Raw genomic sequence first — 24,040 nt, 5'->3', positions numbered from 1 at the left:
CTGGCGTCCACCTCTCGCAGGTGGCGCCGGGTCCGCCCGCCGTCGGAGGAGCAGACGATGACAACGCAGCGCACCCGGTCGCTCGGGCGCCCGACCCTCGACGCGGTCGCGGCGCGCGCCGGTGTCGGTCGGGGCACGGTCTCCCGCGTGGTCAACGGCTCGCCGCAGGTCAGTCCGGAGGCCCGGGCCGCGGTCCAACAGGCCATCGCCGAGCTGGGGTACGTGCCGAACCGAGCCGCCCGAGCGCTCGTCACCCAGCGGACCGACTCCGTCGCGCTCGTGGTGTCCGAGTCCGGCGAGCGGGTCTTCACCGAGCCGTTCTTCGCCGCGATCGTCCGGGGGATCAGCTCCGGCCTGCTGGAGACGCCGATGCAGCTCTGGCTGGCCATGGCGCAGTCGCCGGTGGAGCGGGAGCGGGTCGAGCACCACCTGACCAACCAGCACGTCGACGGCGTACTGCTGCTGTCGTTGCACGACTCCGACCCGCTGCCGACGCTGCTGGAGGAGCGCGGCCTGCCCGCGGTGCTCGGCGGCCGGCCCGCCCGGATGCTGCAACCGGGCGCCCAGCCGGCCTGGTTCGTCGACGTGGACAACGTTGGCGGGGCCCGGCAGGCCGTCGAGTACCTGGCGAGGCAGGGGCGACGTCGCATCGCCACCATCGCCGGCACCCAGGACATGGGCGTGGGCCTGGCCCGCCTGGCCGGTTACACGGAGGCCGTGAAGGCCACCGGGGCCGGCGTCAACCCCGACCTGATCGCGTACGGCGACTTCAGCGAGGGCAGCGGCGCGTCCGCCATGCGCCGGCTGCTGGACGTCTGCCCGGACCTGGACGCGGTATTCGTCGCGTCCGACCTGATGGCGTTCGGCGCGCTGCGAACGCTGCGGGAGGCCGGCCGGCGGGTGCCGGAGGACGTCGCGGTGATCGGCTTCGACGACGCGACGATCGCCCTCCGGGCGGACCCGCCGCTGACCACTGTCTTCCAACCGGTGGAGGAGATGGGCCGACAGATGGCCCGCCTGCTGGTGGCCCGGATCCGCGGCGAGGACCTCCCGGCCACGCACCTCCTCCTGGACACCCACCTGATCCACCGCGCCAGCGCCTGACCCCCACCCGGGGGCGGCGCGGGTTACGGGGTCCAGCGGCGGAGTTCGCGCTTGGCCAGGGAGTTGCGGTGGACCTCGTCGGGGCCGTCGGCCAGGCGTAGGGTGCGGGTCTGCGCCCAGAGGGCGGCCAGCGGAGTGTCCTGGCTGACGCCGGCGCCGCCGTACCCCTGGATGGCCTTGTCGATCACCCACTCCGCCATCGCCGGGGTGCCGATCTTGATGGCCTGGATCTCGGTGTGCGCGCCCCTGTTGCCGACGGTGTCCATCAGCCAGGCCGTCTTCAGCACCAGCAGCCGGGCCTGCTCGATACGCACCCGCGACTCCGCGATCCACTCCCGGACGACGCCCTGCTCGGCGAGGGGCCGGCCGAACGCGACCCGCCCGAGCGCCCGCTTGCAGAGCAGCTCCAATGCCCGCTCAGCCATTCCGATCAATCGCATGCAGTGGTGGATCCGGCCCGGGCCGAGTCGGGCCTGGGCGATGGCGAAGCCGGTGCCCTCGGCACCGATCAGATTTTCCGCCGGCACCCGGACGTCGGTGAAGTCGATCTCGGCATGCCCGCCGTGGGAGCCGTCGGTGTAGCCGAAGACGGTCATGCCCCGGCGCACGTGCACCCCGGGGGTGTCCCGGGGGACCAGCACCATGCTCTGCTGGCGGTGCCGGTCGGCGTCGGGGTCGGTCTTGCCCATCACGATGAAGATCTCGCAACGCGGGTCCATCGCGCCGGACGACCACCACTTGCGGCCGTTGATGACGTACTCGTCGCCGTCGCGGGTGATCGAGGTGGCGATGTTTGTGGCGTCCGAGGAGGCGACCTCCGGTTCGGTCATGCAGAACGCGGAGCGGATCTCGCCCTCCAGCAGCGGCATCAGCCACCGCTTCTGCTGCGCCTCCGAGCCGAACTCGGCAAGCAGCTCCATGTTGCCGGTGTCCGGTGCCGCGCAGTTGACCGCCTCGGGCGCGAGGTGCGGGCTGCGGCCGGTCAACTCGGCGAGCGGCGCGTACTGGAGGTTGGTCAGGCCGGCGCCGTAGCGCGGGTCGGGCAGGAACAGGTTCCACAGGCCGCGTCTGCGGGCCTCCGCCTTCAGCTCGGCCAGGACCGGGGTACGCGACCACGGGTCACCGGCGGCCACCTGCTCGGCGTGCACCGCCTCGGCCGGGTAGACGTGCTCGGTCAGGAACCGGGTCAGCTCGTCGCGCAGCTCCTCGGTCCGGCTGTCGTATGAGAAGTCCATCACCGCTCCCTGGCAGCGGTCAGCCCGTGCGCGACCAGCGGTGCCACCATCTCGCCGATCCGGTCGAAGCCCTCGCCGAGCGTCTGCCCGAGCGTGTGGCGGTAGTGGATGCCCTCACAGATCACCGCGAGCTTGAAACAGCCGAGCGCCACGTGCCAGTGCAGCGGCCCGACGTCCACGTCGCTGCGCCCGGCGTACCTGTCGATCAGCTCGCCGCCGGTCGGGAAGCCGGCGCGCGGGCCGAGCCCGTCGGCGACCGGGTTGCCCGCGGCCGTGTCGCTGCCACCGAGCACGTCCCAGTACGTCAGGAGCAGCCCCAGGTCGGCGAGCGGGTCACCGAGGGTGGCCATCTCCCAGTCGAGGACGGCGTGCACGGCCACCGGGTCGGCCGAGGCGAGGAGGTTGTCCAGCCGGTAGTCGCCGTGCACGATCCGGCCCGCGTTCGCGCCCTCCGGGGCGGTCGCCCCGAGCAGGTCACGCAGCTCGTCGATGCCGGGCAGGTCCCGGCTGCGCGAGCGGTCGAGTTGCCCGCCCCAGCGGCGGACCTGCCGGGCCAGGTAGCCCTCCGGTCGGCCGAAGTCGCTCAGCCCGACCGTGGCCGGCTCGACGCTGTGCAGCGCGGCGAGCGTGTCCATCATCGCCATGGCGAGAGCCCGGCGTCGGTCGTCGCCGAGCGGGTCGGTCTGCGCGCGGGTGCGGAACACCTCGCCGGGCATCCGCTCCATCAGGTAGAAGGGCGCGCCGATCACCTCGGGGTCGGTGCAGAGCAGCAGCGCGCCCGGGACCGGCACCTCGGTCGGCGCCAGCGCCGAGATGACCCGGAACTCGCGGGCCATGTCGTGCGCGGTCGCCAGCACGTGCCCGAGCGGAGGGCGGCGCAGCACGATCTCCCGGTCGCCGACGCGCAGCAGGTAGGTGAGGTTGGACTTGCCGCCCGCGATCAGGTCGGCCCGCAGCGGCCCGACCGCCAGCTCGGGTCGGTGCTCGGCGAGGTAGCCGGCGAGCCGGTCCAGGGAGAGCCCGGCGGGGGAGGCGGGGACGGTGCCCGGTCGCGACGCACTGACGGCCGGATCACTCATCCGACTAGTTGATGGCAGCTCGCTCACGTTGTCAAGGTCAGAATTTCCCCTCGGGACATGCCTCTGCAACAGGGACGAAATGGTCAACCGGCAGGCTCTGACACAGCCTGCCGGACGCTTGTCGCCGGCCCGCCGAGCGGAGGGACAGACATGTTGCTGCGAGTTCGGGTCACCCTGCCGGACCGTCCGGGCACGCTCGGCCAGGTCGCCCGCACGCTGGGCGTCTCCGGCGCGGACATCGTCCAGGTGGTGGTCCTCGAACGACTCGGCGGACGCGCGGTGGACGACTTCACCGTCGTCTGGCCGGGTGCCGCCCGGGTGGAGCGGCTGCTGGCTGGTCTCGCGGCGATTCCGGGTGTACGGGTGGACGGTGTGTGGCGGGCGATCGGCGCGCCCACCACCACCGGCCAGGACGCGGAGTTGTTGGCCCAGGTCGCGGCCAACCCGGCCGACGGGCTGGCCACCCTCGTCGACGCGGTTCCCGGGCTGCTGGCGGCGGACTGGGCCGTCGCCGCCGTGGTGCCCGTCGACTGGGCCTCCCGGACCGGTGGCGGCGGGGCGACGGTGGGGCATGCGAGCTGGCGTACGCCGGTGCCTCTGCGGTTGCCGGAGGTGACGCCGCTGCGAGGTCGGTCGATGACCACGCCCGACGGCACCCACCACGCGATCGCGCCGTTCGGCCGGGCGGGCCTGGTGCTGGTGGTGGCCCGGGAATACAGCGACACCCTCTGCGCCGCCAACTTCCACAGCACCGAGGTCGACCGGCTCACCCAGCTGGTCCGGGCCAGCGCGGTGATCCTCGGCGACCGGCTGGACCTGGTCGGGGCGCCGCCGGTGGTCGCCGGCCCCTGACCGGCCGACGAGTTCCCGGGCACGACACCACCGGGCAATCGGGCGGCAACAGCCGGCGACGAGGCTCAGCGGTGAGGAAGGGAGCCAACCATGACGTTGTGGCGGATCCGAGCGACGGTGGACGACCGACCGGGCTACCTGTCGGTGCTCACGGCGAGCCTCGCGCTGCGTGGGGTCAACATCCTCACCGTGCAGGTGCAACCCACCGAGCAGGGCGCGGTGGACGACTTCCTGGTCGACGCGCCGGACGCGCTCGACGAGGCCCAGCTGATCGCCGCCGTCGAGCGCGGTCGGGGCCGGGACTGCTGGGTGGCGCGCAGCGAGGCGCGCGGCCTGGCCGACCAGCCCACCCGGGTGCTCGGGCTCGCCAACCGGCTGGTGCGCGACCCGGACGCCACGGGCGAGGCGTTGCAGACCCTGCTCGGCGCCGACTCGGTCACCTGGCGACCCGCGTCGACAGGCATCGACCGGGGGATCAGCGGCGCCACCATGACGCTGGCCGACCCGGCGGGCGGCTCGTTCGCGCTGCGCCGGGCCGCGCCCGCCTTCACCCCGGCGGAGTACGCCCGCGCGCAGGCCCTGGTCGAGTTGGCCGCCACCGTGGCGCGTCGGGCCGCGGAGCAGGTCACCCTGGTGCTGCCCGACGGGGCCGAGGTGGCCGTCCGGCCGGGCTGCGCGCACGACCTGTCCGGCCTCGTCGAGCTGCACGAGACGTGCTCACCACGTAGTCGGCAGCGGCGTTACCTGGGCGGGGCGCTGCTGCCGCAGCCGGCCCGACTGCGCCGGCTGCTGGAGCCGGGGCGCGGGCTGACGCTTGTCGCCACGACCACCGGTGCCGACGGTGCGGCGGAGTCGGTGGTCGCCATGGCCAACCTGCTCGGCGAGGGCGACGAGGCCGAGGTTGCGCTGCTGGTGCGCGACGACTGGCAGCGGCGGGGGCTCGGCTCGGCACTGCTGCGCCGTGTGGTCCGGCACGCCGACGCGGCCGGGTACGCGGCGTTGGTGCTGCACGTCCAGGCGGAGAACACCCCGATGCTGCGGACGCTGCGCCGGCTGGACCGGCCCAGCTCGGTGGAGCGCGACGGCGCGCTGCTCACCCTCACCGTCCCGCTGGCCGTCCGCGCTGCGGCGGAGACGACGGGCACGGTGCTGACGCCTGGGGCGTAGCGAGGGTCCCGGTCACCGCCGGGGCGGTTCGCGGCGGCCCGAGACGCAGAACCGGTTGCCCTCCGGGTCGGCGAGCACCACGTACGGCGGCTCGGTCGGGAGTGGGTCCGTCGGGTAGTGCCGCCAGTCGACCGCTGGGCGCAGCGAACTAGCGGAGCCGCTCCGACCGCAGCCGCCGGTCCCGGGGCGGAGAGGCTTCCCAATCGATGACAGGCGCATTACATTGTCGGTTATCCATGGGAGCGCTTCCACGGCTTTCGTGGTCACACCGCCACCTCGCTGTCGCCGGTGGCCGTGCCGCCCGTACGCCGTCCCGCGTCGGTGCGACCGCCGGCGGCACCTCCGACAGGAGCCCGCATGCGCCACCTGACCCGGCCGTCCAGCGGCCACCCCGGTCGGTCACCGGTCGCCGACCAGCCTTGGCCCCGGCGCTTGCTGGCCGTCGGCGTCGCGCTGCTCACCGGCGCGTCCCTCGCGGTGACCGCACCGCCGTCCGGTCCCGCCGCCGCTGCGCCGGCCGCGACCTACAACTACGCCGAGGCGCTGCAGAAGTCGTTGCTCTTCTACGAGGCGCAGCAGTCCGGCAAGCTGCCCGACTGGAACCGGGTCTCCTGGCGCGGCGACAGCGCGCTCACCGACGGCGCCGGCGCGGGGCTGGACCTCACCGGCGGCTGGTACGACGCCGGCGACCACGTGAAGTTCGGGTTCCCGATGGCGTTCAGCACCACCATGCTCGCCTGGGGCGCGGTGGAGTACCGCAGCGGCTACACCTCCTCCGGCCAACTGCCGCACCTGCTCAACAACCTGCGCTTCGTCAACGACTACTTCATCAAGGCGCACCCGTCGGCGAACGTCCTCTACGGCCAGGTCGGCAAGGGCGACGACGACCACAAGTGGTGGGGTCCGGCCGAGGTGATGCAGATGGCGCGTCCCGCGTACAAGATCGATGCGAGCTGTGGCGGCGCGGACCTGGCGGGGGAGACGGCGGCCGCGATGGCCGCGTCCTCGATGGTGTTCCGGCCCACCGACGCGGCCTACGCGGACAAGCTGCTGGGCCACGCCCGGCAGCTCTACACCTTCGCCGACACGGTGCGGAAGTCCTACAGCGAGTGCATCACCGACGCGGCGTCGTTCTACAAGTCGTGGAGCGGCTGGCAGGACGAGCTGGTCTGGGCCGCCATCTGGCTGCACCGGGCCACCGGCGAGGCGAGTTACCTGGCCAAGGCCGAGAGTGAGTACGACAAGCTCAACACCGAGAACCAGACCACCACCCGCTCCTACAAGTGGACGATCGCCTGGGACAACAAGCAGTTCGGCGCGTACGTGCTGCTGGCCAACCTGACCGGCAAGCAGAAGTACGTCGACGACGCCAACCGGTGGCTCGACTACTGGACCGTCGGGGTGAACGGGCAACGGGTTCCGTACTCACCGGGCGGGATGGCGGTGCTCGACTCCTGGGGGGCGCTGCGCTACGCCGCGAACACCTCGTTCGCCGCGCTCGTCTACAGCGACAAGACCACCGACACCACGCGTAAGGCCCGCTACCACGACTTCGCCGTCCGGCAGATCAACTACGCGCTCGGCGACAACCCGCGCAACTCCAGCTACGTCATCGGGTTCGGCGCCAACTCGCCGAAGAACCCGCACCACCGCACCGCGCACGGCTCCTGGTGGGACAGCCAGACGGTGCCCGTGGAAACCCGGCACACCCTCTACGGCGCGCTCGTCGGTGGCCCGTCCTCGGCCAACGACGCGTACAGCGACAGCCGCTCGGACTACGTGATGAACGAGGTGGCCACCGACTACAACGCCGGCTTCACGTCCGCGCTGGTCCGGCTGACCTCCGAGTACGGCGGCACGCCGCTGGCGAACTTCCCGGTCGCCGAGACGCCGGACATCGACGAGTTGACAGTGGAAACCACAGTGGCGCAGGCCGAGCCGCGGGCCACCGGGCTCAAGGTGATGGTCTACAACAAGTCGGCGTTCCCGGCGCGCGCGTTGACCGACGGGAGGTTCCGGTACTACTTCCGGCCCGACGGCACCGGCCCGGTGCAGGTCACCGCCGGCTACACCCAGGGCTGCCCGTCCCCGACCACGGCCAAGCAGTTCAGCGGCGACATCTGGTACGTGGAGGTCGACTGCACCGGCTACACCATCGCCCCGGCCGGCCAGTCGGCGCACCGGATGGAGGTCCAGTTCAAGATCGGCGTGCCGGAGGGCGGCACCTGGGACCCGACCAACGACCCGTCGTACCAGGCCACCGCCGGTCCCAACCGGAAGGTGCCGCTCTACTCCGGCACCACCCGCGTCTGGGGCGAGGAGCCGGGGCCGGTCGTGCCGGACACCACCGCCCCGACCACGCCGGGTAAGCCCGTCGCGTCCGGCCTCGCGCCCCGCTCGGTCACCCTGACCTGGCCAGCCTCCACCGACACTGGCGGCAGCGGCCTGGCCGGCTACGACGTCCGCGAGATCCAGGTCGGTGGCGACACGGTGCTGAACCGGCCCGTCACCGGCACCACGCTCACCATCTCGACGCTGCTGCCGGAGCACACGTACGAGTTCGCGGTCATCGCCCGCGACGGCGCGGGCAACAGGTCGGCGGCCTCACCGGTGCTCACCGTGACCACACCGCCGACCGGCTCGGCCGACACGACGGTGCCGAGCACGCCCGGCACCCCGGTCGCGTCGGCGGTCACCGCCACCGGGCTCACCCTGGCCTGGACCCCGTCGACCGACAACGTCGGCGTCACCGGTTACCGGGTCTACCGCGAGGCCGGCGCCACCGACGCGCTTGTCGGCTCGCCGACCGGCACCACCGTGGCGGTGTCCGGGCTGACCGCGTCGACGGCGTACCAGTTCTACGTGGTGGCCGTGGACGCGGCGGGCAACACCTCCGCGGCGTCCGCGCCGGTCGCGGTGACCACCGCGACCGCGCCGGTCGGCGGGGCCTGCGCGGTGGGGTACGCCGTCACCGACTGGAGCCCCGGCTTCACCGCCAGCGTGACGATCACCAACACCGGCACCAGCGCGATAAACGGCTGGACGTTGCGGTTCAGCTTCCCCGGCGGGCAGACCGTCAGCCAGGGCTGGTCGGCGACGGTCAGCCAGACCGGAGCCGCGGTCACCGCCACGGGCCTGTCCTACAACGGCACGATCGCACCGGGCGCCTCGGTCAACTTCGGCTTCAACGGCGCCCACACCGGCACCAACCCGAAGCCCACGGCCTTCACCGTCAACAACGTCACCTGCACCATCGCCTGAGCTGAGTTCCGACGAGATCTTGGACAGTTTGTCGTCACGCCGAGACGGTAACTGTCCAAGATCTCGCTCGGGCCGGGGATAACCGGCCGGGATTCCGGGCAAGTCAGCCGCGTGGGGGAGTTGCTGACCGTCGGGCACGGCACAGCCGACCGGGTGCGGCTGGGAGAGCTGCTGACCGGCGCCGGGGTGGCCCTGCTGGTGGACGTGCGGCGGTACCCGGCCAGCCGCACCAACCCGGACGTCCACCGCGAGGAGCTCGAACGGTGGCTGCCCGAGTACGGGATCGACTACCGCTGGGAGCCGGACCTGGGCGGACGCCGGCACGTCCCGGCCGGCGAGCCGGAGCCGGACACCTGGTGGAAGGTCGCCGCGTTCCGGGCGTACGCCGCGTACACCCGCACGCCGGCATTCGACGCGGCGCTGACCGGCGTGCTCGCCGACGCTGCCCGACAGAGCACTGCCGTGATGTGCAGCGAGAGCCTCTGGTGGCGCTGTCACCGCCGACTGATCGCCGACGTCGCGACCCTCGGTCGGGCAACACCGGTGGCGCACCTCACGCCGGACGGGCGGCTCAGCACCCACCAGCCCGCCGAGGGTGCCCGGCGCCTCCCGAACGGGCAGCTGTGCTGGGACGGCTGAGTCACTCCACGAGATCGTCGGCGAGCAGGTCCATCAGCAGGCCGTCGTGCCAGCGCCCGTCGTCGCCACGCTCGTAGCGGCGCAGCACCCCCACCGGGCGGAAACCCACCTTCGCGTACGCGCGGATCGCGGCGCTGTTCGCCGCGGCCGGGTCGATGGTGAAGCGGTGGTGGCCGTACTCGTCGATCAGGTGCCGGGCCAGGGTGCGGATCGCGTCGACGCCGAGCCCGGCGCCGCGTACCGCCGGGTCGAGGAAGATGTCCATGCTGGCGTGCCGGTAGTCCGGGTCCGGTTCGGAGTGCCACTGGATCGCGCCGATCACCCGGCCGTCGTGCTCGATGGCGTACAGGGTCAGGTCGTCGTCGGCGAGGTCGTCGCGGACCGCCGCGGCGAGGTCGTCGTCGCCGCGCCACCAGCGGCGCACCTCCGGCGTGGCCCGGATCGCCGCGAGGGCCGGCACGTCCTCGACCGTCGCCGGTCGCAGGGTCACCGCCCGTCCACGCAGCACCGGCTCAGCCTCGGATCTCGCCGTGCTCGACGCAGGCCGCCGACCAGCCGACCGGCAGCACCTGCACCTTCATCCGGCGGCGGCACCGGTGGCAGAACCGGGGCGGCTCCAACTGGCGGGCCGAGGCGCAACCCGGATGGGCGGCGGTCGTCGCCGACTCACCGCACCTGTCGCACCACACCTCGGTCGTCGTCATCGTCGTCACAGCGTGGCGGAGAGCGCCTTGACCGGCATCTTCAGCTCGTCCAGCAGGTCCAGGTCGGCGGTCGCCGGCCGACCCAGCGTGGTCAGGTAGTTGCCGACGATCACCGCGTTGATGCCGCCGAGCAGACCGTCCCGGGTGCCCAGGTCACCGAGAGTGATCTCGCGACCACCCGCGTACCGGAGGATGGTGCGGGGCATGGCCAGCCGGAACGCGGCGATGGCCCGCAGCGCGTCCTTGCCCTCCACCACCGGACGGTCGCCGAGCGGCGTGCCCGGCCGGGGGTTGAGGAAGTTGAGGGGCACCTCGTGCGGGTTCAACTCGGCGAGCTGCGCGGCGAACTCGGCCCGCTGCTCGACGGTCTCGCCGAGGCCGAGGATGCCACCACAGCACACCTCCATGCCGGAGTCGCGCACCATCCGCAGCGTCTCCCAGCGCTCCTCCCAGGAGTGCGTGGTGACCACGTTGGGGAAGTACGACCGGCAGGTCTCCAGGTTGTGGTTGTAGCGGTGCACGCCCATGTCGACCAGCTCGTCGACCTGCTCCTGGGTGAGCATGCCCAGCGACGCGGCGACCTGGATGTCCACAGCCGCCCGGATGGCGGCGACGCCCTCGCGCATCTGCTTCATGAGCCGGGCGTCCGGGCCACGCACCGCGGCCACGATGCAGAACTCGGTCGCCCCGGTCTTCGCCGTCTGCTTCGCGGCCTCGACAAGCGACGGGATGTCCAGCCAGACCGACCGCACCGGAGAGGTGAACAGGCCCGACTGCGAGCAGAAGTGGCAGTCCTCCGGGCAGCCGCCGGTCTTCAGCGAGACGATGCCCTCGACCTCGACCTCCGGGCCGCACCACCGCATCCGCACGTCGTGGGCGAGTTGCAGGGCGGCGGGCAGGTGCTCGTCGGGCAGGTTCAGCACCGCGAGGATGCCGGCCTGGTCGAGGCCGACACCGTCACCCAGCACCTGGGTCCGGGCCTGGTCGAGGATCTCTGGCATGGCTCGTACCCTACTAGGCCGGCGTCCACGCCCCCCGATCAGCCGGAATGGCCGGCAGCCCGCCGGCCGCCCGCACCGAGTGGATCCGTCGGGCTGACGGGGGCGGGTGGTAATTTCGCCCGGCGGGTGTCGGGCTGACCGGCGCGGACGGCGACGAAGGGGTGACGGTGGCGGACTGGCTGGCGGCGCTCGACCGCCGCGCGCAGTTGCGGGCGAAGGCTGGGCTGACCCGGCGGCTGCACCCGCGTCCCGCTGGCGACGGGGTGACCGATCTGGCCGGCAACGACTACCTCGGCCTGGCCACGCACCCGGAGGTCACCGCGGCGGCCATGGCGGCGCTGTCGGCGTACGGGCTGGGGGCCACCGGGTCACGCCTGGTCCGTGGGTCCACCGACGCCCACCAGGCGCTGGAGGACGACCTGGCGCAGTGGTTGGGCACCGATCGTGCACTGGTCTTCTCCTCCGGCTACCTGGCCAACCTCGGTGCGCTGCGGGCGCTCGTCCAACCTCGGACGCTGCTCGTCTCCGACGCCCACAACCACGCGTCCCTGATCGACGGCTGCCGGATCTCCGGGGCGGAGACGGTGGTCACCCCGCACGCCGACGTGGACGCCGTGGCTGCCGCGCTCGCGGCCGCTCCGGGCCGCCCGGCGGTGGTGGTGACCGAGTCGGTCTTCTCGGTCGACGGTGACCTCGCCCCGCTGGCCCGACTGCACGCGGTGGCCCGCCGGCACGGTGCGCTGCTGCTTGTCGACGACGCGCACGCGCTCGGCGTGACAGGTCCGGCCGGCGCCGGCGCGGTGGCCGCCGCCGGGCTGGCCGGCGAACCGGACGTGCTGGTGACCGCCACCCTGTCCAAGGCGCTCGGTGGTGCCGGTGGTGTGGTCGCCGGCCCGGCCGAGTTCGTCCGGCATCTGGTCGAGACCGGGCGCACGTTCATCTTCGACACGGCACTGCCACCGGCGGTCGCCGCCGGGGTGCATGCCGCGCTGCGGCTGGCCCGGGTCGGTGACGAGCTGCGCGCGGAGCTGTCCGACCGGGTGCGACTGGCGGTCGGTCGACTGGGTGCCGCCGGGCTGTCGGTCTCCGCGCCGGACGCGGCGGTGATCTCGGTGACCGCCCCCGGGCCGGAGGCGGCGACCGCCTGGGCCGCGGACTGCCGGGATCGGGGTGTCGCGGTGGGCTGTTTCCGACCCCCGTCCACCCCGGACAGCCGTTCCCGCCTGCGCCTCACGGTCAGCGCCGGGGTGCCCCGGGTGGATTTCGAGCGGGCCCTGGAGGTCATCGTGGACTGTGCCCCGTGAGCGCGAGGAGTGAGCCGGGGTTGCGAGCCCCGCAGTCGCGAGCAGAGGTGGCCCCGTGAGTGGGTGGGAGGGGCCGGTCCTGGTGACCGGGACCGACACCGAGGTCGGTAAGACGGTGGCGACCGCGGCGATCGCGGCGGCGGCGCAGGCCGCCGGGCTGCGGGTGGCGGTGGTCAAACCGGGCCAGACGGGTACGGCCGGCGGTGAACCGGGCGACGTGGACGTGGTGAACCGGCTGGCCGCCCCGCTGACCGGCCGCACTCTGGCCAGTTTTCCCGATCCGCTCGCCCCGTTGGCGGCCGCCCGGGTGGCCGACCTGCCGCCGTTGGAGTTGTACGAGGCGGTGGACGCCGTCCGCGCGGAGGCGGACAAACACGACCTGGTGTTGATCGAGGGCGCTGGTGGGTTGCTGGTGCCGATGGGGTTGCGTCCGTCGGGGGAGCTGTGGACGATGGCTGACCTGGCGGTGTCGCTCGGCGCGCCGGCCGTGGTGGTGGCCCGTGCCGGGTTGGGCACGCTCAACCACACCGCGCTGACCCTGGAGGCGCTCGACCGGCGGGCGGTGCCGGCCGGTGTGGTGATCGGGGCCTGGCCGAGCCGGCCGGAGTTGGTGCACTGGACGAACCTCACCGACCTGGTGCCGAATCTGCTCGGCGCGTTGCCCGACGGCGCCGGCGCGATGGACCCGGGGGTGTTCCGGCGTTCCGCGCCGGGCTGGCTCACGCCGGCCCTGCACGGTGTGCTCGACGACTGGCGGGTCTGGGCCGAGGAGAGCGGCTGAGCACCTGACTTTCGTCGGTGTCCGCGCAGGTCGGGCGTGGGTAGCCTGACCGCCGTGCGGATCCTCGACTTCTCGCTGCCAGGTCCGCTGGATCGGCGGCGTCGCCTGCTGGCGGACGCGTTGCTCTGGGCGGTGGTCGCGGCCCCGGTCGGCTACGCCGGGATCAGCCCGCCCTACCCGCGGTACGCGCTGCCGCTGCTGGTCGGCAAGTTGCTGCTGCTCGGCGCGGCGGTGGTGGAGAGTCGACGCCGACCGTTGGTCGCCCTGGTGCTGGTGGTGCTCGGGTCGGTCGTCGATGGCAATTTCGTCTTCGCCGTTCCGATCTTCAGCTATCTCACCGGGCGGCGCAGCGTCTCCGCGCGTCCGGTGGCCGGGGTCTTCGTGCTGATCGCGGCCGGCGGTACGGCGCTCAACCTGGGTCTGCTCGGCACCGGCGAGGCCACCTGGTTCCTGCTGGCCTCGGTGTTGCTCTTCGCCGCGGTGTTCCCCTGGTTGGTGGGCCGGTACCGGCGGCAGCAGCAGGAGTTGGCCGCCGCCGGTCATCGTCACGTGGAGGCGCTGAGCCGGGAGAAGCGCGGCGTCGCCGAGCGGATCCGGCTTCGGGAACGGGCCCGGATCGCTGGGGAGATGCACGACTCGCTCGGTCACGACCTCAGCCTGATCGCGTTGCGCGCCGCCGCCCTGGAGGTCGCCGCCGACCTCGACGACCGGCACCGGGCCGCGGCGGGGGAGTTGCGGGCCAGCGTCTCCGCCGCCACCGAGCGACTGCACGAGATCATCGGGGTGCTCCGCGAGGACGGTGGCGCGTCGGTGCGTCCGAGTGGGGAGAGCGTCGCCGACCTGGTCGACAATGCCCGGGAGGCCGGCCTGGCGGTCCGGCTGGAGGCCGCCTCGGCGGTCGCGGAGCTGCCGGCGATGACCGGCCACGCGGCCCACCGGGTGGTCCGTGAGGCGCTGACGAACGCGGCCCGGTACGCGCCGGGCGCCCCGGTCCAGGTGCGCCTCATCCGCGACGGTGAACGGGTCGAGGTGAGCGTGGTCAACGCTGCTCCCCCGAGCGAGCCGCTGCCCGCCCCGCCGTCGCAGGGCAGCGGGTTGCTCGCCCTCGCCGAGCGGGTCCGCCTCGCCGGTGGGACGCTCGACGCCGGGCCCCGTACCGACGGTGGGTTCGCCGTGGTGGCGGCGTTGCCGGCGACCGTGCCACCGGTGGAGGCGATCGAGAGCGACCTGGCGCCGTCCGGCGGCTGGCCCGGCCCGGTGGAGCGGCCGGTGGACGCGGAGCGGCGGCTGCACGACGCCCGCCGGCGCGTCCGGCGCAGTCTGCTGGTGGCGCTCCTGGCACCTGCCGGTTTTGCCCTGGTGCTCTCGCTCGTCTACTACCCGGTGGCGACCGCCGGGACGGTGCTGGACCGGGCCACCTTCGACCGGATGCGCGTCGGCGTGGCCCGCTCGGAGTTGGAGGGTCTGCCCCGGCGGCAGGTGGACAGCCCCGTCGGCGTCGACCGGGCCGGCTGCGAGTACTACACCGACGGCAACTTCCCCCTCGCCGAGCCGACGTGGCGGCTCTGCTTCACCGACGGCCGGTTGGCCAGCAAGGAGTGGATCGCGTAGTGGACGCCGACAGGGCCGGGGCAGCGCCGGTGCGGGTGGTGCTGGCCGACGACGAGGCGATGATCCGGGCCGGTGTCCGGGCCATCCTCGCCACCGACCCCGGTATCGAGGTGGTCGCCGAGGCAGGTGACGGACGCGCCGCGGTGGAGCTGGTCCGCGCGCACCGACCTCGGGTCGCGTTGCTGGACATCCGGATGCCGCGGCTGGACGGGTTGGCCGCCGCCGCCGAGATCCGCCGGCTCGTGCCGGAGACCGCGACGATCATGTTGACCACGTTCGGCGAGGACGACCATGTGGCCCGCGCGCTCGGGCACGGTGCCAACGGGTTCCTGCTCAAGGCCGGTGACCCGCGTGAGCTGATCGCCGGTGTGCACGCCGTCGCCGACGGCGGGGCGTACCTGTCGCCGCGGGTGGCTCGCCGGGTGATCGAGCTGGGCGCCGACCGGTTGGCCCGCCGGCCCGCCGCGCGGGACCGGACGGCCGGGCTGACCGAGCGGGAACGGGAGGTGCTGGCCCTGGTCGGGGCGGGGCTGTCCAACGCCGAGATCGCCCGCCGGCTGCACCTGGTGGAGGGCACCGTGAAGAGTTACCTGACCAGCATCTTCACCCGGCTGGACGTGCGTAACCGGGTGCAGGCGGCGATCCTCGCGTACGAGGCGGGGCTGGTCGACGGCTGAGCGGGGGCCGGGCAGCCCCCGCTCAGGTCGTCAGGCGTCGCGGCGGCGCAGTGCGACCCGGCCCAGCAGCAGTGCGGCACCGGCCCAGCCGGCGAGCAGGAGCAGCCCGACCAGGCTCGGGTAGGGCTCGGTGTCGCCGGCCAGGAAGTGCCCGCCGGCCACGCCGGGGAGCGCGTCGGCGATCCGGTTCAACACCTCGATGTCCGGGTTCTGCAGGGACAGCGGCACGATCATCAGGGTGGCGAGGAGCACGACGATCGTGAGCACCGCGCTGCGTAGTGCGGCGCCGAGGCCCAGCGCGAGCACGCCGATCAGCGCCAGGTAGACCGCCACCGCCACGATGTCGCCGATCGTCTCGGCGGCCGGGGCGCTGCCCCACTCGCCGAGCACCGGCCGGGCGGCCAGGGCGCCGACGCCGCCGAGCAGCAACCCGAGGGCGAAGGTGACCGCGCCGGTGACCACGGCCTTGGCCAGCAGCACCCGGCCGCGCGACGGGGTGCACTGCAACGTGGTCCGGATGGTGCCGCTGGTGAACTCGGCGGTGATGGCCAGCAGGCCGAGCGCCAGCACCACGTACTGGGTCAGCTCGACCGAGTCGATCACCACGCTGCCGACGGTGACGATCCCCGCATCGTCGGCCGGGTCGTCGTTGGTGTTGCCGTTCGCGACGTAGATGGCCAGTTGGCCGGCGCTCGCGGCCATCACCAGCAGCCCGGCCAGCGCCGTCCACCAGCTGCTGCGCACCGAGGAGAGCTTGGTCCACTCGGCGGCCACCGCTCCCCGGAAACTGGCCGGCGCACCGGCGGCCGGCGTGCTGGCGGGGTGGGTGCCCGTGTCGGTCCGCGTGCTCATCGTTGCCCACCCTCGGTCGGACCGCCGGCGTACTCGACGCTGTCGGCGGTCAGTTCCATGAACGCCTGTTCCAGGGTCGCGGCCTGCGCGGTCAGCTCGTGCAGTCGTACCCCCAACTCGTGCGCCAGGTCGCCGACCCGGTCCGCGGTGGTGCCGGTGACGGTCAGCTCGTCGCGGTCGGCCGCCACCACGCTCGCCCCGGCGGCCGTGAGGCGCGCGGCCAGGGCGCTCAGCCCGTCCGGGTGCGGGCTGCGCACCCGGACGGCGACCGTGCCGCCGGCGAGCACGTCGCCGATCGGCGCGTCGGCGAGCAGCCGGCCCCGGCCGATCACCACGAGTTGGTCGGCGGTGAGCTGCATCTCGCTCATCAGGTGGCTGGAGACGAAGACGGTCCGACCCTGGTCGGCCAGCGAACGCGTGAGCCTTCGGACCCAGCGCACCCCGTCCGGGTCGAGGCCGTTCACCGGTTCGTCGAACATCAGCACCGGCGGGTCGCCGAGCAGCGCGCCGGCGATGCCGAGCCGTTGGCCCATGCCGAGGGAGAGGGTCCGCCCCGGTTTGCCGGCGGCCCGCGCGTCCAGCCCGACGGTGTCCAGCACCTCGTCGACCCGGCGGACGGGGATGCCGTTGCTGCGGGCCATGGCGAGCAGGTGTGCCCGGCCGGAGCGGGCCGGGTGGATGGCGCGGGCGTCGAGCAGCGCGCCCACCTCGTGCAGCGGTCGGCGCAGTTCCCGGTACGCGCGCCCACCGACCAGAGCCTGCCCGGCGGTGGGACGGTCCAGCCCGAGGATCATCCGCATGGTGGTGGACTTGCCGGCGCCGTTGGGGCCGAGAAAGCCGGTGACCCGGCCGGGCGCGACGTCGACGGTCAACGAGTCGACCGCGACGGTCGCCCCGAACCGTTTCGTCAACCCACGTAATGTGATCATGCGCTGACGCTAGGCGTGCGGCCCGTTGCCGCACCGCGCCCGAACGGCAGCACCCGACCCTGACTTTCGTCAGGTCGTCGGCGCCTCGGTCCGTACGTAGTCCTCCAGCAGCGCCGGCGTGAGCCCGGACCGGTGGATCGCCTTGAGCGCCGCGAGCAGGTCGTCCATCAGCGCCGGCCGGAAGTGCATCAGCAGCACGTCGCCGGGCCGTACCACCTTGTCCGGGGTCTGGTAGCGCACCTTCCCCTCGTGCACGGTCTCGGTCCAGTGGAAGACCGCCTTCGCGCCGCAGTCGTGCGCCGCCCGCAACGTGGTGGCGTCGTGGTTGCCGAAGGGCGGGCGGAACAGGGTCGCGCGCGTGCCGAAGAGGGTCTCCAACCTGTCCGCCGCCCCGCAGATCTCCCGCTTCTGGTAGTCGTACGACCGACCGGCCAGCGAGGTGTGCGTGATGGTGTGGTTCTCGACGACCCCGCCCGCCGCCACGATCTGCCGGAAGTAGTCGGTGTGCTCCTGCGCCGCCGGTGAGTTGAGGAACATCGTGACCGGGATGTGCGCCCGCTCGATGAAGTCGGGCACCGCGGGCGGGCGGGCCAGTCCACCGTCGTCGATGGTGATGAAGGCGACCTTCTGGTCGGTCGGCAGGCGGTGCCAGAACTGGGCCGCACCGGTCGCGGGCAGCGGCACCGGTTGCGGTGGCGGCGCCTCGGGGAAGGTCGGCACCTGGGACACGTACCAGTCCAGACTCCCCGGTGTGGGCTTCACGGTCGGGGACGGCGAGGCCGACGGTGGGGCAGGCGAGGCGGACCGGGCCGGCTGGCCCGTGGTGATCTGCCGTGCGTGCACCGTGTGGCCGGCTGTGCAGGCGCTCAGCGCCAGCAGGGCCAGAACTGGTACGACGGCGAGGATCCGACGTGCGGGGGTCGCTGACACGCCCGGAAACCTACCGAAGTGAGATCAGGATCCGGTCAGGCCGGTGCCCCCGCCGAGCGGCGGATGACGAAGGCGTCCGGCATCCGGAAGGTGAGATTGTCCGGGCACCAGGGCGGGCGGACCACCGTCACCCCGTCCAGCAGCGGTGCTGCCTCGGCAACCACCACGGCCGCCTCCATCCGGGCCAGCACGTCACCGACGCAGCGGTGGGCGCCCGCACCGAACGACAGGTGGCGACGGGACCCACGCTGGCCCGGCCGGAACTCGTCGGGCGTCTCGACCACCGCCGGGTCGCGGCCGGCGCGAGCCAGCCAGAGCACGAGGCTGCTGCCCGCCGGGACCGCCGTACCGCCGAGCGTGCTGTCCGTCGCCGCCACCCGCCGCCAGGTGACGATCGGCGGCTCCAGTCGCAGCCCCTCCTCCACCACGTCGGCCACCGCGACGTCGCCGGTGCGCAGGCCGGCGCGCACCGCGGGTTCGCCGGCCAGCCGGTGCAGCAGCAGGGTGAGGAACTGCGAGGTGGTCTCCTGCCCGGCGACCAGCAGGAAGAAGAGCGCGCCGACCACCACGTCCGGCGGGTGCCCGGCCGCGCGCAGCTCGCCGGCCAACCCGCCGCCGGTGGCCGCGAAGTCCCGCAGTACGCGGTGGAACTGGCCCACCTCGGCAGCGAGTGCCAGCTGCCGGTCGGTGTCCAGCGGCGCCCAGAACAATTCCAGCGCGGCGCGGGCGAACTCCTTGACCGCGCCGACGGGTGCGTCCGGCAGCTCGACCAGGCGGGCCAGCGTCAGCAGCGGCAGGTCGGCGGCGAGGTCCGCGTACAGGTCGACAGGCGCGCCGGTGTCGAGCCGGGCGCCGAGCCGGGCGACCCGGTCCCGGACCAGCACGGTGAGCCAGGGCCGCTGCGCGGCGACCCGCTCGGGGTGCAACGCCGCCGCGACGATCGCCCGGATCTCCGGATGGCTGGCACCCGAGTTGTTGGCAAGCGTCGGGGGCAGCCGGAACCGGTGCCCGGCGAGCACCCGCAGCGCGGTCACCGGCATCGGGGTCACCGCGTCCAGCGCGTTGTCCGGCCGGTAGGTGACCGGGTCGGCCAGCACCTGACGGACCAGCGCGTGCCGGGTGACGACCAGGTGGCGTACGCCGACGTGGTCGCTCACCTCGGCGACGTCCGGCCAGGGTGCCTGGACCGCGGACCCCCAGCTGGAGAACAGCACGTCGACACGCTAGCGGGCGGCTCCCGGCAGCCCGGCGCGCAACTGCCAGACGGTGGTGCGCTTCACCCGTACGCTCTCCAACGCCTCCGGCACCGGCACGTCGTACGCGGCCAACTCGTCGAAGCGGTCGCGGGGCAGGAACGCCCGGCCGGGGTCACCGACCAGCGCCGGTGCGCCGGCACGCGCGGCGCGCAGCAGGAAGCGCAACACCCGCCGGGCCATCGCGTCGCTGTAGAAGACGTCACCGGCGAGCACCACCTCGGCGTCCCCGGCGTCGGAGTCGAGGATGTCGCCGAACTCGGCGTCGACGCGTACCCCGTTGGCCTCGGCGTTGAGCGCGACGGCCGCCACCGCCAGCTCGTCCACCTCGACGGCCCGCACCGCCGCCGCCCCGGCGCGGGCGGCGGCGATGGCCACCAGGCCGGAGCCGGAGGCGAGGTCGAGCACCCGGCGGCCGGCGACCAGCTCCGGGTGGTCGGTCACGTAGCGGGCGAGGGCCTGACCGCCGGCCCAGGCGAACGCCCAGAACGGCGGCGGCCGGTCGGTGGAGAACTCGCCCTCGGTCAGCTCCCACAGCCCGATCGGCTCGTCGGCCTGGTGCAACCGCACCTCGGGGACGAAGGGGACCGGGGCCAGCCGGGCGTGCAGCCGGACGAACGTGCTGGAGAGCTCGGACACCCGGCGATTCTCGCGCACCGGCGATCCCGGGCGGCGCGGGGAGGTGGACCGGTACGGGTGAGGGGTTCACCACCGTCGGTGAAATCACCACCCGTCCTTGGCGTCCGATGCGAAGACACCCCTCTGTCCGGCCCGCCCGTTTCCTCCTAGCGTTTCCCGGGAGTGACGAGAAGAGGCGAGGTGGTGGTGATCGTGTGGCGGTACGCGCTGCGGGTCGGGGCGATGGTTGCCGGCGTGACCGGGGCGGTGCTGACCCTGGCGGCGCCGGCCCAGGCGGCCTTCGCCACCGAGCTGAGCGGCCTGCCGGCCCGGTTCACCGCCGGGGATCAGGTGCGGACGATCTCCGCGGTGGTGTCCCAGACGGACCGGCGCGGCGGATGCGTGAAGGTGCGCTGGTCGATGGTGCTCAGCGTGCAGGGCATCCGACTCGACCAGGTGAAGATGGACCGGGTGGAGGAGACCGGCGACTTCCCGCTGGAGGTGCGGACCGAGGGTGACGTGGCCCGGCTGACCGACCGGCAGCTCGACCCGGGCACGCTCTGCCCGGGCCGCACGGTCACGGCACGCTACCGGGTGGCCTTCGCCGAGGACGTCACCCAGGGGCGGGTCACCCTCGCTGCCGAGGCGTACGACGCCAACGCGCGCCTGCTGGCCCGGCAGACGGCCACCCGCTCGGTGCGGGGCGCGGGCGCCACCCCGACCGGTACGCCGAAGCCGAGCGCCACCCCGACGCGGCCCAGCGAGCCGGCGAGTGCGCCGGCCGAGGTGGACGACACGTCCGGGGTGGAGCCGGCGGGCGACTATCCGGCTGACGCGGCCCCACCGGCCGGCCGCCCAGCCTCGCAGTCCGGCGGGTTCGGCGTGGTCCACGCGGCGTTCCTGCTCGGCGGGCTGCTGCTCTTCCTCGGGATGGGTCTGCTGCTGCGGCTGCGGCACCTGACCCGGGCCACGCCCGACGAGGCCGAGGACCCGCCGGTGGACCGGCGCTGGGAGCGGCCGGTTCCCGCCGACCGCTGGCGGCCGGCCCGCCGCTGATCGAGGGACGTGGGGGCCGGCGGTGGTCCGCCGACCCCCGCGGTGTCACCCCGAGAACGCCTGGAACTCGGCGATCCGGACCTGCGTCCGGGCCGGGCTGGCGGTCGCGCAGTCCGTCGTCGTGACCGGGTCGTCGTCCTGCTCACCCGCGTACCGGGGGCCGCCGGTGCACTGGCTCGCCAGCACCTCCAGTCGCAGGTGGGTGGCGAGGGTGCTGGGCACCGCGAACGTGCGGAGGTTGATGTCCCGGCTGTACGACCGGTACGCCCCGCCGGGGAACGCGTCGCCCGCGCTGGTGTAGATCCGCTGCCAGCGCGTCGGGTCCGCGCAGTCGGTGGTCGTCGCGTTGCAGGCGGACACCGCGAACGAGCGCAGCGCGCTGAGCGCGTTCTGACTGCCGGTGTCGGCGTCGCCGGTGATCGCCGGGCGCAGCATCGCGCTGACGTTCACCCGCTTGACCGTCTGCGGGGCGCCGCCGGGCAACGCCACGGTGAGCTGCCGGCCGGCCACCCCGTCCAGGGAGGCCCAGTTCGTCGCCTCGGTGTCGTCGGTGACCCGGTCCAGGTTGACCCCGTCGCCGGTGATCGTCGCCCCGGACGCGGTGGACGCCAGGTTGCGGCTCATCCGCAGGTCCACGAACCCGTCCTGGTTGGCCTTGGCGACCACGCTGAGCCGCTGGTGCCCGAAGCCGGGGGCCACGGCGAGCAGGTCGTACGTGCCGGCCACCATCTCCACGGTGTCCGGGATCGGCGTCGCCGGGTCGGTGTCGGCGATCGGCGTGGCCCGTGCCTCGTACGCCCCGACGTACACCCGGATCGGCGCGTCGGCGCTGTCCCCGCGCGGGCGCAGGGTGAGCGTCGCGTTGCCGCCGCTCGGCGAGGCGAAGCTCGGCGTCGGGTCGGTGTCGCCGGCGCCGAAGGTGGCGGCGTCCCGGCCCATCCCGGAGCGGGCGAACTCGGCCCAGATCAGGTCCTGGTTGGCGCCGCCGAAGCGGAGCAGGTCGGCGGTGAGCATGTTGTCGCGCATGTCGAGCATGCTGACCTGGCTGGCGGCCTGGAGCAGGAACGAGTCGAAGACCAACTGCGACCAGCGCCGGTTGCCGGGGCACTTGTCGGCGGCGACCTTCCCCTGTGCGCAGTCGAGCTGCCGCTGCGGGGTACCGAGGCCGTACCGCTTGACCAGCGCGGCGCGGACCCGGAAGTTGGTGGCGCCCCAGATCTCCCCGTCGGCGTGCACGGCGGGACCGCCGGTGTTGTAGCCGATGTCGGAGTAGTTGAGCGGGCTGCGGCTGAGGTCGTAGTTGCGGATGCCGCTGACCAGGTTGCCGGTGACGTAGCCGCCGGTGACGAAGGGCGTCTCCCCGGGTGCGCGCAGTCCGTTCTGGAAGAGGTACTCGGCGGCGAGCAGGTCGCCCCACGACTCGCCCATCGCGCCGCCCTGGTGGCCGCCGATCCCGCTGTCCGGGCCGGCGATCATCCGGTTGGTGATCGCGTGGGTGTACTCGTGGCCGATCACCGTCATGTCGTAGTCGCCGTCCACACACGGCGGGTACGGGCCACCGGCCTGCGGCTGCCACAGGTACATGTTCGTGGTCGGCGGCTGCCCGTCGCGCCCGGTGCCCTGGTTGGCGTTGTTCCGGTTGCCGGTCAGCGCGCCCTGCTGGGCGCGGCCCTGCTCGGCGTCACCGCCCAGCCCGGCCGGGGTGAGGTTGACCGCCTGGAGGTTCCACGCCGACTCGGTGAAGCCCAACTGGTACGACCAGTCGTGCATCCGGTTGTGCGGGCTGGTGGTGGCCGGGACGATCGGGGTGCCCGCCCCCCAGGAGAGCACCGTGTTGGCCGAGTTGCCGCGCGAGGTGAAGGTGGGTGTGCCGGTGGCCGCGTCGAGGTCCCACGGTTGGCCGGTGGCCGGGTCGCGGAAGGCGGCCTGGCAGCCGGGTGCGGGGTCGCCGCACCAGCGCACCCGCGGGTCCTGCCCGGGGTCGAGGTCGCGGGGCGGGGTGGCCGGGAAGACCGCCCAGCTCGGGTTGTCGGAGTCGAAGTCGACGAGGTCCTCACGGACCAGGACCTGCCCGGTGCCACCGTCCACGTAGCTGGTGAACGCGACCGGGTCGTCGGCGTCCGCGCCGATCATGGTCACCTCGTAGGCGGCCCGTGGCCCGTCGAGCGGGGTGGGTACGGCCACCGGCCGGATGGTGTGGCTGGCCACCGCGGCGGCGGTCAGCCCGGCGTCGGCGAGCGCGGCGGCGTACGCCTGCTCGGCGGTGCGGGTGGCCGGCGCGGGCGTACCGGTGTGCCGGGCCAGCGAGGAACTGACCGAGAGCACCGTGCCCTTGGCGACCGCGAGGGTGACGAGACCGTCCGGCCCGGCGGGCAGGTCGCCGAAGCGTTGCCGGAGGGTGACCACGGCGCCGCTGCCGATCGGCCGGACCAGCACCCGTTCCATGCTGGCAACCGCTGCGGGGTCCAGGCCGAACAGGTCGCGGTTGGCCCCCAGGTAGGCGCGGGCGGCGGCCTCCGGGTCGGCGGGCAGGCCGGTGGCGAGCGGTGCGTGGCCGGGGCCGAGGGCCTGCGGGGTGCCGAGTCGGTTCCACCGGACGTCGGGGTCGGCGGCGCGGGCCAGGCCGCGTTGGCGGGCGTCGGGTGCCGCCGTACCGGTGCGGTTGTCGGCGTCGGCGGGCTCGTGCCCCTCGCTGAACGGTCCGGACCGGCGCTCGGCGGACGCCGCGCCGCCGGTGGGGGCCGCGGTGCTCACGCCGGTGGGGAGCAGCGCGGCGACCGTGGCCGTCGTCGCCAGGACGGCGATGAGCCGGCGTCGACGCCGGCTCATCGGGGGTGACCATTCGGGTAGTGGCACGGGACCTCCTCGTGGGAGCGGAAGGGCCAGCGGTCGCCGACCGTCGATGCGCGGTGACGCATGCGCATCTGTGGATATCAGTCGATCGAGATCGCGGCAAGGTCCCGGGGGCCCGACGGGCCAACTGATCG

At 73.6% G+C, this 24,040-nt stretch carries 21 protein-coding genes; 10 read left to right on the top strand and 11 right to left on the bottom strand.

The window, feature by feature from the left end; all coding sequences use genetic code 11:
- Window positions 1-57: 57 nt before the first annotated feature.
- Entirely contained in the window at window positions 58-1,104 is a 1,047-nt protein-coding gene (locus AB0C25_RS32445; RefSeq protein WP_357247804.1) for a LacI family DNA-binding transcriptional regulator, read from the top strand.
- A 23-nt stretch (window positions 1,105-1,127) separates the two neighbouring features.
- On the opposite strand, the gene AB0C25_RS32440 is transcribed toward AB0C25_RS32445, so the two are convergent.
- The gene (locus tag AB0C25_RS32440) at window positions 1,128-2,339 is read right to left on the bottom strand and encodes an acyl-CoA dehydrogenase family protein (protein WP_357378347.1); all 1,212 of its coding nucleotides are present in this window, start codon (window positions 2,337-2,339) and stop codon (window positions 1,128-1,130) included.
- Window positions 2,339-3,418 (bottom strand): phosphotransferase family protein, encoded by a 1,080-nt coding sequence (locus AB0C25_RS32435; RefSeq protein WP_357378345.1) that lies wholly within the window; start codon window positions 3,416-3,418, stop codon window positions 2,339-2,341. The genes AB0C25_RS32440 and AB0C25_RS32435 overlap by 1 nt, the downstream gene beginning before the upstream one ends.
- Before the next feature lie 150 nt (window positions 3,419-3,568).
- On the opposite strand from AB0C25_RS32435, the gene AB0C25_RS32430 reads away from it, so the two are divergent.
- The 4 genes from AB0C25_RS32430 (at window position 3,569) to AB0C25_RS32415 (ending at window position 9,337) form a co-directional block, all read left to right on the top strand.
- Window positions 3,569-4,270 (top strand): amino acid-binding protein, encoded by a 702-nt coding sequence (locus AB0C25_RS32430; RefSeq protein WP_357247813.1) that lies wholly within the window; start codon window positions 3,569-3,571, stop codon window positions 4,268-4,270.
- Window positions 4,271-4,360: 90 nt separating this feature from the next.
- On the top strand, window positions 4,361-5,437 hold the full coding sequence (locus AB0C25_RS32425) for a GNAT family N-acetyltransferase (RefSeq protein ID WP_357378343.1): 1,077 nt from the start codon (window positions 4,361-4,363) through the stop codon (window positions 5,435-5,437).
- Window positions 5,438-5,794: 357 nt separating this feature from the next.
- Window positions 5,795-8,698, top strand: coding sequence for a glycoside hydrolase family 9 protein (locus AB0C25_RS32420; RefSeq protein WP_357378341.1), 2,904 nt, complete (start codon window positions 5,795-5,797; stop codon window positions 8,696-8,698).
- Between the two features lie 111 nt (window positions 8,699-8,809).
- Entirely contained in the window at window positions 8,810-9,337 is a 528-nt protein-coding gene (locus AB0C25_RS32415) for a DUF488 domain-containing protein (protein ID WP_357378339.1), read from the top strand.
- A 1-nt stretch (window position 9,338) separates the two neighbouring features.
- Here the strand turns inward: AB0C25_RS32415 and AB0C25_RS32410 are convergent, their stop codons facing one another.
- From AB0C25_RS32410 to bioB, 3 genes are read right to left on the bottom strand one after another with little or no spacing between them, the layout of a single operon-like run.
- Window positions 9,339-9,845 (bottom strand): GNAT family protein, encoded by a 507-nt coding sequence (locus AB0C25_RS32410; protein WP_357378337.1) that lies wholly within the window; start codon window positions 9,843-9,845, stop codon window positions 9,339-9,341.
- Between the two features lie 4 nt (window positions 9,846-9,849).
- Window positions 9,850-10,041, bottom strand: a complete 192-nt coding sequence (locus AB0C25_RS32405) for a hypothetical protein (RefSeq protein WP_357378335.1) — start codon at window positions 10,039-10,041, stop codon at window positions 9,850-9,852.
- Between the two features lie 5 nt (window positions 10,042-10,046).
- Window positions 10,047-11,042 (bottom strand): biotin synthase BioB, encoded by a 996-nt coding sequence (bioB, locus tag AB0C25_RS32400; RefSeq protein WP_357378333.1) that lies wholly within the window; start codon window positions 11,040-11,042, stop codon window positions 10,047-10,049.
- 167 nt (window positions 11,043-11,209) lie between these two features.
- On the opposite strand from bioB, the gene AB0C25_RS32395 reads away from it, so the two are divergent.
- Genes AB0C25_RS32395 through AB0C25_RS32380 form a run of 4 tightly spaced genes read left to right on the top strand, consistent with a single transcriptional unit; the run spans window position 11,210 to window position 15,415 of the window.
- Window positions 11,210-12,346 (top strand): 8-amino-7-oxononanoate synthase, encoded by a 1,137-nt coding sequence (locus AB0C25_RS32395; protein WP_357378331.1) that lies wholly within the window; start codon window positions 11,210-11,212, stop codon window positions 12,344-12,346.
- 55 nt (window positions 12,347-12,401) lie between these two features.
- Entirely contained in the window at window positions 12,402-13,127 is a 726-nt protein-coding gene (bioD, locus tag AB0C25_RS32390; RefSeq protein ID WP_357378329.1) for a dethiobiotin synthase, read from the top strand.
- 36 nt (window positions 13,128-13,163) lie between these two features.
- Window positions 13,164-14,738, top strand: coding sequence for a histidine kinase (locus AB0C25_RS32385; RefSeq protein WP_357378327.1), 1,575 nt, complete (start codon window positions 13,164-13,166; stop codon window positions 14,736-14,738).
- Window positions 14,738-15,415: a response regulator transcription factor gene (locus AB0C25_RS32380; protein ID WP_357378325.1), complete on the top strand. Its 678-nt coding sequence runs from the start codon at window positions 14,738-14,740 to the stop codon at window positions 15,413-15,415. Before AB0C25_RS32385 ends, AB0C25_RS32380 begins: the two co-directional genes overlap by 1 nt.
- A 30-nt stretch (window positions 15,416-15,445) precedes the next feature.
- Here the strand turns inward: AB0C25_RS32380 and AB0C25_RS32375 are convergent, their stop codons facing one another.
- The 5 genes from AB0C25_RS32375 to AB0C25_RS32355 form a co-directional block, all read right to left on the bottom strand.
- Window positions 15,446-16,267, bottom strand: a complete 822-nt coding sequence (locus AB0C25_RS32375; protein WP_357378323.1) for an ABC transporter permease subunit — start codon at window positions 16,265-16,267, stop codon at window positions 15,446-15,448.
- Window positions 16,264-17,196, bottom strand: coding sequence for an ATP-binding cassette domain-containing protein (locus tag AB0C25_RS32370; protein WP_357378321.1), 933 nt, complete (start codon window positions 17,194-17,196; stop codon window positions 16,264-16,266). Before AB0C25_RS32370 ends, AB0C25_RS32375 begins: the two co-directional genes overlap by 4 nt.
- A 69-nt stretch (window positions 17,197-17,265) precedes the next feature.
- Complete coding sequence (locus AB0C25_RS32365) at window positions 17,266-18,126, bottom strand: polysaccharide deacetylase family protein (RefSeq protein ID WP_357378319.1); 861 nt, start codon at window positions 18,124-18,126, stop codon at window positions 17,266-17,268.
- Between the two features lie 35 nt (window positions 18,127-18,161).
- On the bottom strand, window positions 18,162-19,283 hold the full coding sequence (locus tag AB0C25_RS32360; protein WP_357378385.1) for a cytochrome P450: 1,122 nt from the start codon (window positions 19,281-19,283) through the stop codon (window positions 18,162-18,164).
- Between the two features lie 66 nt (window positions 19,284-19,349).
- Window positions 19,350-20,018: a 50S ribosomal protein L11 methyltransferase gene (locus AB0C25_RS32355; RefSeq protein WP_355029349.1), complete on the bottom strand. Its 669-nt coding sequence runs from the start codon at window positions 20,016-20,018 to the stop codon at window positions 19,350-19,352.
- Window positions 20,019-20,180: 162 nt separating this feature from the next.
- On the opposite strand from AB0C25_RS32355, the gene AB0C25_RS32350 reads away from it, so the two are divergent.
- A complete protein-coding gene (locus AB0C25_RS32350) occupies window positions 20,181-21,053 on the top strand; it encodes a hypothetical protein (protein ID WP_357378317.1) in 873 nt (290 codons plus the stop codon).
- Between the two features lie 45 nt (window positions 21,054-21,098).
- Here the strand turns inward: AB0C25_RS32350 and AB0C25_RS32345 are convergent, their stop codons facing one another.
- Entirely contained in the window at window positions 21,099-23,909 is a 2,811-nt protein-coding gene (locus AB0C25_RS32345) for a M36 family metallopeptidase (protein ID WP_357378316.1), read from the bottom strand.
- Between the last annotated feature and the right edge of the window lie 131 nt (window positions 23,910-24,040).

Source organism: Micromonospora sp. NPDC048839, assembly GCF_040649915.1.
Lineage (GTDB): Bacteria > Actinomycetota > Actinomycetes > Mycobacteriales > Micromonosporaceae > Micromonospora.
This window is presented reverse-complemented; position numbering and strand designations above follow the sequence as displayed.

Coding starts and splice junctions, on each gene's coding strand:
- AB0C25_RS32370 (WP_357378321.1), bottom strand. CDS start 17,196: ATGATCACATTACGTGGGTTGACGAAACGGTTCGGGGCGACCGTCGCG.
- AB0C25_RS32445 (WP_357247804.1), top strand. CDS start 58: ATGACAACGCAGCGCACCCGGTCGCTCGGGCGCCCGACCCTCGACGCG.
- AB0C25_RS32375 (WP_357378323.1), bottom strand. CDS start 16,267: ATGAGCACGCGGACCGACACGGGCACCCACCCCGCCAGCACGCCGGCC.
- AB0C25_RS32430 (WP_357247813.1), top strand. CDS start 3,569: ATGTTGCTGCGAGTTCGGGTCACCCTGCCGGACCGTCCGGGCACGCTC.
- AB0C25_RS32405 (WP_357378335.1), bottom strand. CDS start 10,041: ATGACGACGACCGAGGTGTGGTGCGACAGGTGCGGTGAGTCGGCGACG.
- AB0C25_RS32440 (WP_357378347.1), bottom strand. CDS start 2,339: ATGGACTTCTCATACGACAGCCGGACCGAGGAGCTGCGCGACGAGCTG.
- AB0C25_RS32425 (WP_357378343.1), top strand. CDS start 4,361: ATGACGTTGTGGCGGATCCGAGCGACGGTGGACGACCGACCGGGCTAC.
- bioB (WP_357378333.1), bottom strand. CDS start 11,042: ATGCCAGAGATCCTCGACCAGGCCCGGACCCAGGTGCTGGGTGACGGT.
- AB0C25_RS32420 (WP_357378341.1), top strand. CDS start 5,795: ATGCGCCACCTGACCCGGCCGTCCAGCGGCCACCCCGGTCGGTCACCG.
- AB0C25_RS32435 (WP_357378345.1), bottom strand. CDS start 3,418: ATGAGTGATCCGGCCGTCAGTGCGTCGCGACCGGGCACCGTCCCCGCC.